General features: G+C 72.6%; 17 protein-coding genes and 1 riboswitch. Of the genes, 7 read left to right on the plus strand and 10 right to left on the minus strand.

The annotated features are described in order from the left end of the window. Positions 1 to 3 precede the first annotated feature (3 nt). Genes M3Q23_01925 through M3Q23_01935 form a run of 3 tightly spaced genes read right to left on the minus strand, consistent with a single transcriptional unit; the run spans position 4 to position 2,417 of the window. Positions 4 to 960, minus strand: a complete 957-nt coding sequence (locus tag M3Q23_01925) for a hypothetical protein (GenBank protein ID MDP9340869.1) — start codon at positions 958 to 960, stop codon at positions 4 to 6. Continuing rightward, positions 957 to 1,634 carry a CPBP family intramembrane metalloprotease gene (locus M3Q23_01930; protein MDP9340870.1) on the minus strand — a complete coding sequence of 226 codons (678 nt, stop codon included), beginning with the start codon at positions 1,632 to 1,634 and terminating at the stop codon, positions 957 to 959. The genes M3Q23_01925 and M3Q23_01930 overlap by 4 nt, the downstream gene beginning before the upstream one ends. A gap of 6 nt (positions 1,635 to 1,640) precedes the next feature. Next, positions 1,641 to 2,417, minus strand: coding sequence for a hypothetical protein (locus M3Q23_01935; GenBank protein MDP9340871.1), 777 nt, complete (start codon positions 2,415 to 2,417; stop codon positions 1,641 to 1,643). Positions 2,418 to 2,503: 86 nt separating this feature from the next. Here M3Q23_01935 and M3Q23_01940 point away from each other — a divergent pair, with 86 nt between their 5' ends. Continuing rightward, positions 2,504 to 2,899: a thioesterase gene (locus tag M3Q23_01940; GenBank protein ID MDP9340872.1), complete on the plus strand. Its 396-nt coding sequence runs from the start codon at positions 2,504 to 2,506 to the stop codon at positions 2,897 to 2,899. Here the strand turns inward: M3Q23_01940 and M3Q23_01945 are convergent. The 3 genes from M3Q23_01945 to M3Q23_01955 all read right to left on the minus strand — a co-directional run bounded on the left by M3Q23_01945 (position 2,884) and on the right by M3Q23_01955 (position 6,331). Next, positions 2,884 to 4,218, minus strand: coding sequence for a hypothetical protein (locus M3Q23_01945; protein ID MDP9340873.1), 1,335 nt, complete (start codon positions 4,216 to 4,218; stop codon positions 2,884 to 2,886). The genes M3Q23_01940 and M3Q23_01945 overlap by 16 nt on opposite strands. 141 nt (positions 4,219 to 4,359) lie before the next feature. Next, positions 4,360 to 4,692 carry an oxidoreductase gene (locus tag M3Q23_01950; protein MDP9340874.1) on the minus strand — a complete coding sequence of 111 codons (333 nt, stop codon included), beginning with the start codon at positions 4,690 to 4,692 and terminating at the stop codon, positions 4,360 to 4,362. 7 nt (positions 4,693 to 4,699) lie between these two features. Further along, on the minus strand, positions 4,700 to 6,331 hold the full coding sequence (locus tag M3Q23_01955) for a thiamine pyrophosphate-binding protein (protein ID MDP9340875.1): 1,632 nt from the start codon (positions 6,329 to 6,331) through the stop codon (positions 4,700 to 4,702). Between M3Q23_01955 and M3Q23_01960 the strand changes: the two genes are divergently transcribed. Beyond that, positions 6,314 to 7,267, plus strand: a complete 954-nt coding sequence (locus M3Q23_01960) for a methyltransferase domain-containing protein (GenBank protein MDP9340876.1) — start codon at positions 6,314 to 6,316, stop codon at positions 7,265 to 7,267. The genes M3Q23_01955 and M3Q23_01960 overlap by 18 nt on opposite strands. A gap of 15 nt (positions 7,268 to 7,282) precedes the next feature. Here M3Q23_01960 and M3Q23_01965 read toward each other — a convergent pair whose 3' ends face one another. The 3 genes from M3Q23_01965 to M3Q23_01975 form a co-directional block, all read right to left on the minus strand. Beyond that, entirely contained in the window at positions 7,283 to 7,675 is a 393-nt protein-coding gene (locus M3Q23_01965) for a nuclear transport factor 2 family protein (GenBank protein MDP9340877.1), read from the minus strand. Positions 7,676 to 7,745: 70 nt separating this feature from the next. Then, positions 7,746 to 8,462: a PIG-L family deacetylase gene (locus M3Q23_01970; protein MDP9340878.1), complete on the minus strand. Its 717-nt coding sequence runs from the start codon at positions 8,460 to 8,462 to the stop codon at positions 7,746 to 7,748. A gap of 9 nt (positions 8,463 to 8,471) precedes the next feature. Next, positions 8,472 to 10,016 (minus strand): leucyl aminopeptidase, encoded by a 1,545-nt coding sequence (locus M3Q23_01975; GenBank protein MDP9340879.1) that lies wholly within the window; start codon positions 10,014 to 10,016, stop codon positions 8,472 to 8,474. Positions 10,017 to 10,185: 169 nt separating this feature from the next. Here M3Q23_01975 and M3Q23_01980 point away from each other — a divergent pair, with 169 nt between their 5' ends. The 3 genes from M3Q23_01980 (at position 10,186) to M3Q23_01990 (ending at position 11,286) form a co-directional block, all read left to right on the plus strand. Next, positions 10,186 to 10,416, plus strand: a complete 231-nt coding sequence (locus tag M3Q23_01980) for a hypothetical protein (protein ID MDP9340880.1) — start codon at positions 10,186 to 10,188, stop codon at positions 10,414 to 10,416. After that, positions 10,413 to 10,811, plus strand: coding sequence for a type II toxin-antitoxin system VapC family toxin (locus M3Q23_01985; GenBank protein MDP9340881.1), 399 nt, complete (start codon positions 10,413 to 10,415; stop codon positions 10,809 to 10,811). Before M3Q23_01980 ends, M3Q23_01985 begins: the two co-directional genes overlap by 4 nt. 136 nt (positions 10,812 to 10,947) lie before the next feature. After that, the gene (locus tag M3Q23_01990) at positions 10,948 to 11,286 is read left to right on the plus strand and encodes a cupin domain-containing protein (GenBank protein MDP9340882.1); all 339 of its coding nucleotides are present in this window, start codon (positions 10,948 to 10,950) and stop codon (positions 11,284 to 11,286) included. On the opposite strand, the gene M3Q23_01995 is transcribed toward M3Q23_01990, so the two are convergent. Further along, positions 11,276 to 12,718 carry a cytosine permease gene (locus M3Q23_01995; GenBank protein ID MDP9340883.1) on the minus strand — a complete coding sequence of 481 codons (1,443 nt, stop codon included), beginning with the start codon at positions 12,716 to 12,718 and terminating at the stop codon, positions 11,276 to 11,278. The two genes, M3Q23_01990 and M3Q23_01995, sit on opposite strands and share 11 nt — an antisense overlap. Continuing rightward, positions 12,708 to 12,821, minus strand: a riboswitch (TPP riboswitch). Its footprint overlaps the gene before it by 11 nt. Positions 12,822 to 12,885: 64 nt before the next feature. Between M3Q23_01995 and M3Q23_02000 the strand changes: the two genes are divergently transcribed. Further along, positions 12,886 to 15,180 carry a xanthine dehydrogenase family protein molybdopterin-binding subunit gene (locus M3Q23_02000; GenBank protein ID MDP9340884.1) on the plus strand — a complete coding sequence of 765 codons (2,295 nt, stop codon included), beginning with the start codon at positions 12,886 to 12,888 and terminating at the stop codon, positions 15,178 to 15,180. A gap of 10 nt (positions 15,181 to 15,190) precedes the next feature. Next, positions 15,191 to 15,490 carry a hypothetical protein gene (locus M3Q23_02005; protein ID MDP9340885.1) on the plus strand — a complete coding sequence of 100 codons (300 nt, stop codon included), beginning with the start codon at positions 15,191 to 15,193 and terminating at the stop codon, positions 15,488 to 15,490. The last annotated feature ends 23 nt before the right edge of the window (positions 15,491 to 15,513 follow it).

Genomic DNA, 15,513 nt, shown 5'->3' on the forward strand with positions numbered 1-15,513 from the left:
CAATCACGCCTGGCGTACCGTACCCCCGGACCAGCCCTTCCACCACACAACTCGCTCGGTGTTCAGGCGGATCACCGCGGCGCCCTCGGGGTCGAGGCCGGCCCGCTTCGCTATCGCCGAGGCGGACCGCCCACCTGACCGCAGCCGGCCGATGACGAACATCGACGCGGTTCCCTGCAACAGGACGCCGGTCATGGCGCTGGCCCGCCACGTCGAGGCGTGGTCGACGGTGAGCGATGCGGGGCAGTCGGCGTCGACGCCCGCGAGCGCCAGCGTGGCCTGGGGAACGGCCGCGTACGGCCAACCCCGGTCCAGCAGCCACGAGGCCGGGATCACCAGCGGGCCGTGCCGCCCGCCCAGCGCGAGCGCAGCGGGCCCTCCGACCCCGACGCGGTCGCGGACCTCGTCGGGGACCCCGTCCAGCGCGGCCCGGTCCGGCGGCGCCGGGGCACGGAACGACTCGTGGCTCCCCACGCGCGGGCTGAACCGGCCCCACGTCCGGATGCCGCCCGCGCCCACCAGCGCGATCCGCTCCAGGTCCACCCGGGCGAACACCCGCCCGGGAGGGGTCCAGCTCAGCGGTACCTTCCGGGCATCGACGGCGTACCCGGCGAAGAACCGCGCGTTCCTCGTGGTGAACGCCACCGCGGCGGCCGTGATCCGGTGGGCGCTCGCCGCGGAGGCCATCCACGTCGTCGGGTCGAGCAGGTCGTACGTGCGCACGGTCCCGCCGAACACCAGCGACCCCTCCTCCGTCCGGACCAGGCCCGCCACCCGCGGGTCCGCCCGCCACGTCCTGGCCTTCACCGAGCGACGGGCCGTGGTGACCCACAGCGAGTGATCAGACACCGTGTACACCACCGGCGTGGCGTGCATCCCCCGCGTGGTCCGCAGGCCCAGGTGGCAGAGCGCGCCCCGGTCCAGCAGGGAGGCGACCTCCGGCGGCAGGGGCCGGATCACGAGGTTCGAGCCTCGGGCGGAGGGGCGGCGGGACCGGCGGGCGCGGCGTCGTCGGGACCGGCGGGGCCGCTGCCGTCCGGCGGGAACGCGATCATGAACGAGGTCCACACGGCGTGGCACAGCAGCGGCGCCAGGATCCCCCGGGTCCAGAAGGCGAGCACTCCCCACACGGCGCCGCCGACCACCGCGGCCGCCAGGATGGGAAGGCTTCCGCTGGGAGCGTTGGCCGCGAAGTAGGCGCCCCACGCGGCGAGCGCTCCTCCCGTCCGGCCCACCGCCTGCGACAGCCTTCCCTGGACCAGCCCGCGCCAGAAGAGCTCCTCGCCCGCCACGACCACCAGCGCCGCCCCCACCGCCGCCGGCACCGAAAGGCCTCCCCGCTGGTCGTAGATGGCCTCGGCGTGTCGCCGGAACGCTGGCCACGCTCGCTCCACGGCCCACACGAACACCCGGGTCGCCCCGAACAGCGCCACGCCCGCTCCCACCCCCGCCGAAACGGCCACGGCCCCAGAGACCGCCGGGCACAGGGAGACCTTCCCGGTGGCGACGGCGGCCAGCCCCGCGGCGGCGAGCACCGGCCCCGGCGCCACCCACACGCTGACCCGCCGGCGCCACACCAACCACCACGCCGCGGCCTCCGCGACCCCCCCGATCACGACGATGGCGGTGATCATGGGGGCCTACGGGAGGAACCGGACCTTCGCCGCCAGCTCGCCGGCGAACGCCGTGATGACCGCGAGGTAGAAGAACCCGGTGGCCGCCTGGACCGCCGTGGCCCGGGTCCCGCGAAGGGTCAGCCGGATCATCACCGCGATCAGCGCGGTCACCGCCACCATCCCCAGGGCCAGCCACGAGGCCAGCCCGGCGGTGGTCAGCAGCGGGCTGAACTGCGCGGAGCTCGCCAGCGGCCCGAACCCTCCGCCGATCACGGCCGCCGCCTCCAGCACCACCGCCACCAGCAGCGCCATCGCGAACCGGTTGATCGGCCCGCGGGACAGCCCGCGGTCGGTCAGGTACCAGTGGCCGAGCAGCAGTCCGTCCAGCACCGCGCCCATGAACACCGACCCCGCCAGGAGCTGGAGCAGCGAGACCACGTGCGACCCCTCCGCGGTTCCGGCCAGCTCGACGAGCATGGCCACGGCCACGCCGAGCGACAGGAACCCCCCGATCCGCGCGGCCAACATGGCCCGGGCGAACAGCAGAACCAGCCACACCAGGGTGATGCCGGCGAAGACGAGGGCCAGCCACCACGACCACCGGCCGGCCACGTCGCCGGCCTGTCGAGCCGCCCCGATCGCGCCCCACGTGGCCACCCCCAGCGCCACCAGCAGCGCGCCGGTCAGCTTGAAGAACCCCCGCTTCACCTCCCGCCACAGCGGGGTCAGGAACAGGAAGGCGGCTCCGCCCGCCACGGTCTCCGCCAGGACCAGCGCCAGCACCCCCGCGGGGCCCTTCATCCCGCCATCCGTTGGGGCGCACGGGTTCGTGGCATGCTCATCGCGCCGAACAGCCTATCGGGGGGTCCGAGGACACGAGGGCGGGGATGCTGGAACCGGGACTCCAGGGGACGGTCGAGCGGACCGTCACGAAGGACATGACCGCGACGGCCCTGGGGTCGGGTGACGTCCCGGTCCTGGGCACACCTGCGGTGGTCGCGCTGGTGGAAGCCGCGGCGTGTCGGGCCGTCCAGGGCAGGCTGGGCGACGGCGAGATCTCCGTGGGCACGCGCATCGAGCTTTCCCATGACGCCGCCGTGCCGGTGGGGACGACGGTCACGGCGGCGGCGCACCTGGTGGAGGTGGACGGTCGCCGGCTCACGTTCGAGGTCCGGGTGTCGGAACCCAGCGGCGACGTCGCGACGGGACGGCACGTGCGGGTGGTGGTCCAGCGCCGGAAGTTCCTCGAGAAGATCGGGGCGACGGGTCAGCCGGCCGGCTGATACCAGTCGCTCGCGGCCAGCCACCCGTAGTGGCCGTAGTACCCGACCTCGGCGGGAAGCGTCGCCACCGGGCCGGTCACCGCGGCGTGCGTCCCGTCCACGCGAGCCAGCTCCAGGGTCCCCGCCGCGTTCGGCCGGCGCTCCCGCTGCACGAACAGCACCCACCGCCCGTCCCGCGACCATCGGGGAGCCTCGTCGGCCACGTCGTCCCCGTCCGCCCCGACCAGGCGGCGCCGGGACGAGCCGTCGGCCGCCAGCAGCCAGATCGTGCGGTCGGCCACGCCAAAGCGGCGCTCCTCAGCGTTCCGCGTCGCCGTGGCCGCGACCCACGTGCCGTCGGGCGAGCAGGCCGGCCAGAACCAGCTCCGCGAGGGGTCGGCCAACAGGTCCACCGCCTTCCAGCCCGGAGGGCCGAGGCCCACGAGCGCCTTGCCCGCGGTCACGTACCGATCGGCTCCCACCGCGGCGACGAGGGTGTCGCCACAGGAAGTCAGGAAGTCCGGGTACAGCAGCATCGACCCGGCGACCTCCACGGCGTCGCCGCCCTCCGCCGGCACGGCCTCCAGGGGCAGGCCGTCGGAGGCCGCGGAGGCCGAACGGCCCGCGTTCCGCCAGAACAGGATCCACCGGCCGTCGGGTGACCACCCGGCCACCTGCAGCTCCGCGGGCTGGTCGGGCGGAATCCGGTACGCGGTGTGCCCCGAAGCCGAGGCCACCGAGGCCACCTCGATGCTCTCGCCCGCCACGTCGACGGCGACCCCACGTCCCGTCGGGCTGAACCGGAATCCCACGACCGCCGACCCGTCCGGGTACAGGTCCCGGGGTGGCCGGTGGGGCCCGCCGACCACCAGACCGCCCTCCGGCGTGACGCCCCCCAGGAGGTCGGCGGCGGGCGACCATTCCCAGGAGACCGCGGGTCCGCCCAGCGAACGCACCACCGTTCCCCCGGCGGCGGGCACCACGCTTCCGCTCCCGAAGGCGATCCAGCCGCCGGACGGGCTGAACGCCACCGGCGGCCGGGCGCCCGAGGGAACCAGGACTTGGTCGACGCAGGTGCCCACGTCGACGATGTGGAGTGCCCCGGAGCGGACGTATGCGACGGAGCCCAGCTCCGACGCGTTGCGCATGGAGGCCGCCGGGCACGGGCTGGACGCGCGAGGCGAGGTCCGGTCGAGCAAGGGTGAGGTGCCGCACCCGGCAGCGAGCACGGCCATCACGATCAGCGCCGCGAGCCGCAGCCGGCCACGCCCCGGAGGGCGTGCGGCAGCGTCGGTCTGCCTGCTCCGCCGGCCCGATCGCATGCCCGCCACGCCCGCCACGTCCTCCAGGACCCGGGCAGCGTAGCTCCGGGTTCCGGCGTTGGGGAGACTTTGCCGTCCGGTGATCCAGAAATGTCGACAAATTCCGCCGGAGGCGATCGGCGCGGCCGGCGCGGCCCCTCGGCGGGCCGGCCGTCCGGCCTACTCCTGGTCCCGGCGGTACTCCTTCATCCGCTTCGGGTAGCCGAGGACGGCGGCGTCGTACACCGGCAGCCCCAGCTTCTGGGCGAAGCGCCGGAACGACACCTCGTCGGGCAGGGCGAAGCGCAGCCACTCCCCGTCCGAGGCCACCAGGGCAACCGAGCGCTGCCGGTCCAGGGCGGCGGGCTCGAGGTAGGACTCCACGCCCACCCGGGACTTGAAGAACTCCTTCATGCCGCGGCGGTCCTCCCGGGACAGCTTGCCCCGCCCCGCCTTGAGCCGCTTGCGCCGGCCGCCCCGAGGTTCCCGGGAGAACTCGTCGTCCGCTCTCATCCCGTCCTCATCCCAGGTACGAGCTGCGCTTCATCAGCGAGGAGTCCACCAGCACGTTGATGCAGGCGGGGACGCCCGAGGCGAAGGCGCGCTCCAGGGCCGGGCGGATCTCGGAGGGCTTCTCCACGCGCTCGCCGTACCCGCCCAGGCCCTCCACCATGCGCTCGTACGGCACGTCGCCCAGGTCGGCGGCGGGCGCGTTGCCCTGCCCGTACAGCGCCTCCTGGGCCACCTTGATCTGCCCCCACGCCCCGTCGTTGCCGATGATCCCGACGAACGGGAGCTTCTTGCGGATGGCGGTGTCGTACTCCATCGCGTTCAGCCCGAACGAGCCGTCGCCGTACACGATCAGGACCTGCTTGTCCGGCTTGGCCAGCTTCGCGGCGATGGCGAAGGACGGCCCCACCCCCAGGCACCCGAACGGGCCCGGGTCCAGCCAGTGGCCCGGATAGCGCGCCGGGAGGATCGACGCGCTGATGCCCACGATGTCGCCGCCGTCGCCCACCACCACGGCGTCGGGATCCAGGAAGTCGCGGATCTCTCGGGCGAAGCGCTGCGGATGGATGGGCACCGAGTCGGCGTTCATGCCATCCTCCGCGGCCGCCTCCAGGCGCTGCTCCTCGCCCCGGATCTCCTCGGTCCACGCGCGCTCCTCCGCGCTGCCCACGCCCGCTTCCAGCAGCTGGGCGATGACGGCGCCGGGGTCGCCCACGATCCCGACCTCCACCGGGCGGTTCCGGCCGATGTGCACGCCGTCCACGTCGACCTGGATCACCCGCACCCCCGGGGCGAAGTTCCGCTGACCGAACCCCAGCCGGAAGTCCCAGTCCACGCCGAGGGCCAGCAGGACGTCGCACTTCCCCAGGGCCTGCTTCCTCGCCGCGGAGAAGAAATAGGGGTTGTCGGGTGGGAGGCATCCCCGGGCCAGCGAGTTCAGGAACACCGGCGCCTTCACCGCCTCGGCCAGCGCGGCCAGCGCCTCGTGGGCACCCGACCACCGCACGCCCGCCCCCGCGAAGATCACGGGGTGCTCGGCCTCGCCCAGCAGCGAGGCCGCCCGCCGCACGAGGTCCGGGTCGCCCAGGGGCCGGGCATCCGTCCGATAGCCCACGGGAACGTCGACCCCCGCGCCCGAGTTGAACTGGACGTCCAGCGGCACGTCCAGGAACACCGGCCCCATGCGCCCCGACATGGCGTGGCGGAGCGCCGTGGTCGTGTAGTCGCCCAGGCGCCGGGTGTCGTAGCAGGTCTTGGCCCACTTCGTGATGGACGACACCAGCGTGACCTGGTCCATCTCCTGGAGGGAACCCATCTCGAACTCGAAGACCGGGTTCTTCCCGGACAGCACCAGGACCGGGGAGTTCGCGTAGAAGGCGTTGGCGATACCAGTCACGGCGTCGGTCACGCCGGGGCCGGCGGTAACGGCCGCGATGCCCGGGCCGAGCGTGACCCTGGCCCACCCGTCGGCCGCGTGGGCGGCGGCCTGCTCATGGCGGAAGTCCACCACCTCGATGCCGAGGTCCACGCACCCGTCGTAGATGGGCGCGATGTGCCCGCCGGACAGGGTGAACAGGTACCGCACGCCCTCGTTCACGAGCGCCTGCGCGATAAGGTGTCCCCCATGCCTGGGCTTTTCCATCGCCGCTCCCGCAGCCAGTCGGGCCGGTCGGACCGGTCGGACCGGTCCTCGGGCATCGTACCCGGCTCGTCGCGGCCGGATGCAAACGGAGGGCACGGCTCCCCGGATTGGCGCTCCTACGACCTGGTCGCGGAGACCTACGAGCGCGTGTCCGCGCCCCGGACGGCGGAGGTGGCGGCGGACCTGATGGCGCTGGCCGATCCGCCCTCGGGCGGCCGCGCCCTGGACGTGGGAACGGGAACCGGCGTGGGGGTCGAGGCCGGCGAGAAGGCCGTGGGGTCGGACGGCGTCGCCGTGGGCGTCGACCCGTCGATCGGCATGCTCCGCGTGGGCGCCGCGGCCAGGCCCGCCATCCGGCTGGTGGCCGCCGAGGCCATCGACCTCCCCTTCCACGACGGCACGTTCGACGTCGTCACCGCGAACTTCGTGCTGTCGCACTTCCGGAAGTACGACACCGCGCTGTTCGACATGCTCCGCGTCCTGAAGCCGCTGGGGCGGCTGGCGGTGACGGCCTGGGCCGGGGCGGACGACGAGTTCCAGGCGACGTGGCGCTCGCTGACCGAGGAGGTCGTGGCGCACGAGCTCATGCAGGACGCGCTGGAGCGGGCCATGCCGTGGGAGGGCCGGTTCCGCGATCCCCGCATGCTCGAGCAGACCCTGCGCGACGCCGGGCTCCATCCCGTGCGCGTGGAGCGGCGCGAGTACCGGTTCCGGATGTCCCTGGAGGACTACGTGGAGACCCGGGAGACCGCCGCCTCCGGCCGGTTCGTCCGCGACATGCTCGGCCCCGAGGGCTGGGAGTCGTTCCGGGAACGGGCCCGGGCCACGTTCCGGGAACGGTTCCCGGACCCGCTCACCGACTTCCGCGAGGTATTGCTGGCCGTGGGGACCAAGCCGCCGGGCTGGACGGCCCAGGACTCCCAGACCCAGCGCTGATCCCTGCGCCGCGGGCTACTGACCCCAGAACTCGTCGGTGGCCTGCTGGTTGGCGGGGTACAGCCACTGCTCCGTGACCTTCCCGCCGGTGATGTGGAAGACCTGCACGCTGTTGTCGTCGAGCTTCTTGCCGTCCTTCTCGCCGGTGGCCCGGGCCAGCACCACGGTGTGCTCGTCGTTGCCGATCACGTCGTGGATCTCCAGCGTGAACGTGCCCCCGGTCAGCTCGAACACCTTGGCGAACTGCCCGAAGACCTCGTCCTTGCCGTGGAAGTCGCCGGAGAGCTGGTTGTTTCCGGGCGCGTGCCACACGATGTCGTCGGCGAACAGGTCGTTCAGCGCGGCCAGGTCGCCGCCCAGGAACGCGGCGTATCCCTTCCGGACGAGCTCCTCGTTCGGATGTGCCATGTCTTCCCCCTTTCGACGTTCGCGGATTATGCCCGGGATGCCCGGGAAAGGCCAGGGGAAATCGCCGGGCTCATCCCAGCATGAGGCGCCGGAACGACTCGCCGTGCCGGACGCCGATGCGGCGACCGGCCTCCTCGGCCTCGAGGGGCAGCCATTCCTTGAAGAACCCCAGCATATCCCCCTTCACCTGGCTGGCGTGCGCCTCCAGCGCGGCGATCTTCGTGTCCAGGAAGCCGGTGACGTCCTCGTCGTGGTTGGGCTGGGTGGACCAGGCCAGCCAGACCTCCGGCACGTTCCACGGCTCCAGCCCCTCGGCCAGCTGCTCGGCGAAGAACAGGGGGTTGCCGGCGCTCGGGAACACCCCATCGACCGTCACCGCGCCGGCGGTGCGGTGGTCCGAGTGGTTGATGTAGCGGTTCCCCACGAACCAGGTGGTGGGGTCGCAGGTCACCACCACCGCGGGCTTCACCTCCCGGACCCGCCGGGCCACGGCGGCCCGTACCCCCGGTGTGTTCTCCAACTCGCCGTCCGGCGTCTCCAGGATGTAAACCGTCGAGAGACCGAGCACGCGGCCGGCGGCCTCGCTCTCCTCGGCCCTGGTCCGGGCCAGGGCCTCGCGGTCCTCGTCCCGGTCGTTCGAGCCGCGGTCGCCGTTGGTCAGGACCAGCAGGTGCACGTCGCGGCCCGCCGCCGCCCACTTGGCCAGCGTCCCCCCCGAGGAGATCTCCGCGTCGTCGGGGTGGGCGAAGCAGGCCAGGGCGGGACCGGCGGGCGGCTCGTCTGTCACAGGCGGGCCCTAGCGTCCCGCCCGGGCCCGGGCTCTCGACGCGCTCCGAGCCTTCCCGTCCCGTGCGGCCTGATCCAGGATGTAGCGGATCACCGTGCGGGCCGGCGAGCCCGTGGCCCCTCTCGGCCAGTAGTCCCCGGCCTTCTCGTGGAACGCCGTCCCGGCCACGTCCATGTGGCACCACGGCGTGTCGCCCACGAACTCCGCCAGGAACAGGGCCGCGGTGATGGCCCCGCCCCACCGGTCGCCGATGTTCTTCACGTCGGCGATGGGCGAGCGGATCTTCTCCCGGTACCGCTTCCACAGCGGGAGCTCCCATCCCGGTTCCCCCACCGCCTCGCCGGCCGAGATGAGGTCACGGATGAGCGTGCGGTCGTTGCCCATGACGCCCCAGATCTCGTCGCCCAGCGCGATCATGCACGCGCCGGTCAGCGTGGCGGCGTCGATCAGCACGCGAGGCTTCTGCTCGGACAGAAAGGCCAGTGCGTCGGCCAGCACCAGGCGCCCCTCGGCGTCGGTGTTCAGCACCTCGGAGGTCTTGCCTCCGCGGTGCTTCAGCACGTCGCCCGGCCGGATGGAGGCGCCGCCCGGCAGGTTCTCCGAGAACGGGATCGCCGCGATGACGCCCACTCTCGGCTTCAGCAGCGCGATCGAACGCATCACCGCAAGCATGGCCGCGGCCCCGCCCATGTCGGACTTCATCCACTCCATCTGCTTGGCGTCCTTGATGGACAGGCCGCCCGAGTCGAACGTGATGCCCTTGCCGGTGAGGGCGATGGGCGGGCCGGAACCGGCCTTGTAGGTCAGCTCGACGAACCGGGGCGGGTTCACACTGCCCTGCCCCACACCGATCACACCGCCGAACCCGCCGTCGGCGAGGTCCTGCTCCGTCCACACCTTGAACTGGAGGCCGACCTCGGCCGCCATCTGCTCCGCCTCCTGGGCCAGGTGGTCGGGTGTGGCGTCGATGGCCGGCGCATTCACCATGTCTCGGGCCCAGGCCACCGACTCCGAGACGATCTCGCCGCGGCGGAAGCCCTCCTTCACCTCCTTGGCGTCCCACCGGGCCGGGCCGAGAACGGTGACGGTGGCCAGAGCCGACGGCTCGCCCGACTCCTCGTCCTCCCGGGTCTTGTAGCGGGTGAACCGGTAAGACCCCAGCAGCAGCCCTTCCACCGTGGCCTGGACCGAGTCGGTGGCGCTCCTTCCGGCGGCCTGCGGAAAGGTCGTGGCGGCCGTGGCGAACCTGACCACCCGGCGGGCCACCCGGCCCATTGCCCGCCGAAGCGTGTCGGTGGTGGCCTCCGCCTTGGGCCCCAGGCCCACCAGCAGCACGGTCTTCGCGGGGAGCTTCCCGAGCGTCGGAACCGTCAGCGCCTCGCCGAGGCGGCCCCGCACGCCGTTGTCCCGACACAGGGCGGCCAGGTCGGCGTCGAGCGCCGCCCCCACCTCCCGGACCCCGGGCCCGGCTTCCGGCCCCTGAAAGATCGGCAACACCAGGACGTCGGCATCAGCTTCCGCGGGCGATGTCGTACGGAATTGAAACGTCGGCATGACCAGGCTCCCTCAGATCGGCTCGGGGCGCTCAGTCTATCCGGTTGGGGTGGTGTGACCCGCGGCGACGGCGCGCGTGGCTCGAACCGCACCCGGCTCCACCCAAGGGGCCTGGCCATCGCATGCAGGTTGCATGCAAGACATGAGATCTGCTTGTAGGATGGCAGCCGTGGCACGAACGATCCAGATCCGGAACGTGCCCGACGACGTTCACCGTACGTTGAAGTCCCGCGCAGGAGCTGCCGGGCTCTCGCTCTCCGACTACCTGTTGGCTGAGGTGGTCAGGGTGGCCGAGCGCCCTCCCCTGGCGGACGTGCTCTCTCGCGCCGAGACGCGACACGGCGGCGCGACCCTGGACAGCATCGTCGACGCCGTCCGATCTGGCCGCGACCGGACGTGATCGTCGTTGACACCTCGGCGGTGATCGCCGCGCTGGCCGCGCGCCCTCCGAGCGAGGCACTGACCGTCCGTCTACGAAACGACGGCGATCTCCATGCGCCCCATCTCCTCGACGTGGAGTTCCTCCACGCACTCCGGCGGCTGGTTGCCACACGGAAGCTCACCGAGGACAGAGCTGCCGAGGCTCGAGGGGACTTCGCCGATATGGCGCTCGTTCGATACCCGCACCATCCGCTGGCGGACCGAATGTGGGAGCGCCGCCGAAACCTGACGGCGTACGACGCGGCCTTCATCGCGCTCGCCGAGGCCCTGGGCGTCCCCTTGATCACCTGCGACGGACGCCTCGCCAGAGCCGGCGGACATCAAGCCCGAGTCGAGCTCTTCCGAGTCCCATAGGGTGCCGCATGTCCGGCGGGGGGAGACCGATCGGGGATCGATCTGGATGAACGCGCGGGGCCAGCGCATCGAGCCGCCTGACCCCTTCGGCCCCAGGACACAGCCGAAACCTGACCTCAGTTAGTCTTCGCTTCGAGTGGAAACCAGGGACATCCGCGACCTCGTGCGCTTCTCGGAGGACGGGCCGGCTCGGTCCGACCTGTTCGAGAGCGAGCGGTTGTGGGCCGAGGTGATCTGCCTGGAGGCGAACCAGCAGGCCGGGCCGATGGGCGATCCGGGCGCCGACGCCGTGTTCGTGGTCGTGGCGGGCGAGGCGGTGGTGCAGGTCGACCGGAGCCGGAAGCGGCTGAAGCAGTGGTCCGTCGCGCTGGCGCCGGCGGGTTCCGAGGTCACCGTGACCAGCGCATCGGCCGATCCGACGGTCCTGCTGGTGGTGGCGGCTCCTCCGCCGACGCCGCACGCGGTCAGCGGGTAGCGCCGGCAGGCTCCTCGGTCCGCCGCCGCGGCAGCACCGCCAGCGACAGCAGCAGCGCCCCGGCGAAGCTGGGGATGCTGGCCCCGAACGCCGAGTTCCACAGCGGGAACGGCAGGTGTAGCCAGCTATGGAACAGCGTGCGCATCGCGTCGTTCCACCAGGCCAGCTGTGAGCCGACGCACCACTGGTACAGCAGGAACCCGGCGGCCCACGGCACCAAAGCCCTGGCTCGCAGGCGGGGAACCCGCCCCGAGGGCCCTCCGTCCGGGTCGAACAGGTCGGCCGCATCGTGGACTCGATGTCGCAGCACGAAGTAGTCCGCCACGAACACCCCGAACAGCGGGACGAACACCGAGCCCAGCAGCAGCAGGAAGAACTCGTAGTCGCCCACGGCCAGGTCCGGCCGGCCTCCCAGCCACGCGGCCAGGGCCACGCCGGCGGCGGCCACGGCCGCGATGGCGCCTCGCTGGGGGATCCGCGGCGCCAGGTTCTGGCTGGACACCGCCGACGAGTAGATGTCGGCGAAGGCCTCGTCGGTCTCCCCCACCAGCAGCGTCAGCAGCACGATCGTTCCGCCGGCCAGCGTCGCGATCGCCGTGGCCAGGTCGGCGGGCGTGGCGAACTGGGGCAACCCCGCGCCGAGGACCAGCAGCGCACCCAGCGCGTAGAACCACATGTTCCCCAGGGCGTACCCCGCGTAGGTGCCGGCCGCCCCCGAGGCTCCGCGCCGGGCGAACCGGTTGTAGTCCGCCACCAGCGGAAGCCAGGAAACCGGCATGGCGACGACCAGGTCGACCGCCAGCCAGAAGTGCCCCGGGTAGCCGCCGGCGCCGCGCGAGCTCCAGATGGAGGAGAGGCTCGCGGTGGTCAGCAGGCGGATGGTGATCCACAGCCCGACCGCTCCCACCACCCAGGCCCCGAACCGCTCCAGCCACCTCCGGATCACCAGGATCGGCCCGCCCAGGGCCAGGGCGGTACAGGCCACCGCCACCACGGCCAGCCACACCGCGTAGCCGAGATGGAGCACGCGGTTGGCGACGAGGCTCATGGCCCAGAACTCGAACCCGGTCCACCCCACCAGTTGCGCGATGTTCAGGGCGCTCGGCAGGTAGGACCCCCGCGTCCCCAGCACCGGCCGGAACAGGACCATGGTCGGCAACCCCTCGCGGGCTCCTGCCACCCCCACCAGGGCGAGCGGCACGCACCCCAGCAGCGAGCCCACGACGATGGCGAGCAGGGCCTCGCGGAACCCGAGCGCGGGCACCAGCAGCGCACCGGTCAGGATCACCAGCAGCCCCACCGACAGGTCGCCCCACAGCACCGCGAAGTCGAGCCCGGACAGCCTCCGGTGCTCCGGAGGGACGGGCCGGATGCCCACGGTGGGGGCCTCGCGCTGGAGGATCCGCTCCAGCCGTTCCGTGACGCTCGCCATGCTCGCTCCCTCCGCCCGAATTACCGGGATCAGGTTCCAAGGGTCGGCGACCACCAAGTCGCCCTCTCAGCCCGGTGCGCCCGAGCTCCCCGATCGCGGTCGACTGTACGGCCGCCCGTGCCACCCGGCAACACGCCCGGGTAGGCTCCGGCACGACGATGGAGACGATGGACGCGCCGGTCGTGGGCGGGGCGGTTCCCCGCGCGGAGGACGAACGGTTCATCACGGGCGCCGCCCGGTACACGGAGGACCTTCCCGCGGACGGCGCGCTGCACGCCGTGTTCGTGCGGGCGTACGCGGCCCACGCGCGCATCCTCGGCATCGACACGGAGGAAGCGGCCCGGATGCCGGGCGTGGCCGGCGTCTCCACGGCGGCGGACCTCGGCCTCGAGCCGATGTGGCGTTCCAAGAAGGTTCCCGAGGGCATGTGGCGGCCGGTGCTCGCCGCCGACACCGTCCGTTTCGCCGGCGAGCCGGTGGCCGTGGTGATCGCCGAGACCCGGGCCCAGGCCATGGACGCCGCGGAGCTGGTGGCCGTGGACTACGAACCGCTGCCGGTGGTGATCGACCCCACCGAGGCCGTCCGATCCGAGGCACCCGCGCTGTTCCCCGACCATGGGACGAACGTGGCCATGACGCTGGAGGGCGGGGAAGAGGGCGCGCTGGACGGCGCGGAGGTCGTGGTCCGCGCGCGGTTCGTGAACCAGCGGGTGGCTCCGGCGCCGATGGAGGGGAACGCCATCCTGGCCATCCCGCAGGCCGACGGCGGCCTGACCGTGTGGGTGTCCACCCAGGCGCCGTTTTGGCTTCGCGAGGAGCTGGCGCCGGCGGTCGGCCTGGACAAGGAACGGATCCGCGTGATCGCGCCGGCGGTGGGGGGCGCGTTCGGCGCGAAGATCTACTCCTGTGCCGAGCACGTCGTGGCGGCGGCCCTGGCCCTCCGGCTGCGACGGCCCATCCGGTGGGTGGAGACCCGCTCCGAGAGCATGGTCACCATGACCCACGGCCGGGGCCAGGTTCAGGACGTGGGACTGGCGGCGCGCCGCGACGGGACGCTCACCGGCATCCGGGTCCGGGTGGTGGCCGACTGCGGCGCGTATCCGGGGGCGAACGACGAAATCGTGACCGGAACGCGGCTGATGGCGACCGGGCCATACCGGATCCCGCGGGTGGACTTCCGTGCGGACCTCGTGGTCACGAACACGACGCCCGTGTCCGCGTATCGCGGCGCGGGCAGGCCGGAGGCCACCGCGCTGCTGGAACGGGCCATGGACATGCTGGCGGTCGAGCTCGACCTCGATCCCGCGGTGCTTCGCCGCCGCAACCTGCTCCGCCCCGAGCAGTTCCCCTACACCACCCCCGCGGGCGCCACCTACGACACCGGCTCCTATCAGGAAGCGCTGGACCAGGCGCTCCGCCTAGCGGGGTACGAGGAACTGCGAAAGGAGCAGGCGGAACGGCGCGAGCGGGACGACCGGGTCCAGCTGGGCGTCGGCATGGCCTCCTACGTGGAGGTGACCGCCTCGGACTCAGCTCCAGTCAGCGAGTATGGATCGGTGGAGGTCCACCCCGACGGCACGGTCACCGTGGCCACGGGGATCTCGCCGCACGGCCAGGGCCACGAGACGTCGCTGGCGCAGATCGCGGCGGAGACACTCCGCGTGCCGTTCGACCGCATCCAGGTGGTGCATTCCGACACCGGCCTGCTCCCCCGCGGCGAGGGGACCTGGGGATCGCGGTCGCTCCAGATGGCCGGGCCGGCCGTGCTGACGGCCTCGCAGGAGGTCGTGGAGAAGGCCAGGCGCATCGCCGCCCACCTCCTGGAGGTCAACGTGGAGGACGTCGTCCACGCCGACGGCCGGATCGGGATCGTGGGCGCGCCCGAGCGTTCCCTGAGCTGGGGGGAGATCGCGACCGCGGCGGCCGACGGGGCGAGCCTTCCCCAGGGCATGGAACCGGGCTGCGCCGCCTACGGCGACGTGGAGCAGGGCGGCGGGACGTTCCCGTTCGGGACGCACGTGGCCGTGGTGGAGGTCGACATGGAAACGGGAGGCGTGCGCCTCCGGCGGCACGTCGCCGTGGACGACGCCGGGCGAATCCTGAACCCGCTCCTGGCCGATGGACAGGTCCACGGCGGACTGGCTCAGGGCATCGCGCAGGCCCTGTTCGAGGAAATCCTCTACGACGAGGACGGGAACCCGCTCACGGCGAACCTCATGGCGTACGCGGTGCCCAGCGCGGCCGAGCTGCCGATGTTCGAGACGGCGCACACCGAGACGCCGACCCCCTTGAATCCCTTGGGGGCCAAGGGAATCGGGGAGGCGGCCACGATCGGCTCCACCCCCGCCGTCCAGAACGCGGTGATCGACGCGCTGTCGCACCTCGGGGTCCGCCACCTCGACCTCCCGCTCACGTCGGAGCGGGTGTGGCGGGCCATCCGCGGCGCCAACGCGAACCACTGACCGCTCGGCGATGGGGCGGCCGGAGGTCGGCGAGGAAGCCACCGTCTGGGTCACCGTCACCGAGGACATGACCGCCAGGCTGTTCGGCCGGGAGATGCATCCCGTGTACGGCACGGCCTGGATGGTCCTGCACGTGGAGGAGAGCGGGCGCCTGCTGGTGGACCGGCACCTCGGGGCCGAGGAGGACGCGGCGGGCTATCGCATCGAGCTGACCCACGAGCGCCTGGCGCAGGTGGGCGCCTGGCGCAGGTGGGCGACCACCTCGCCGTCACAGCGCGAGTCGTGGCCGTGGACGAGCGGGAATGCGTGACCGAGCATCAGGTGTTGAGGGCG

The sequence above is a fragment of the Actinomycetota bacterium genome (genome assembly GCA_030774015.1).
Classification (GTDB): Bacteria; Actinomycetota; UBA4738; order UBA4738; family JACQTL01; genus JALYLZ01.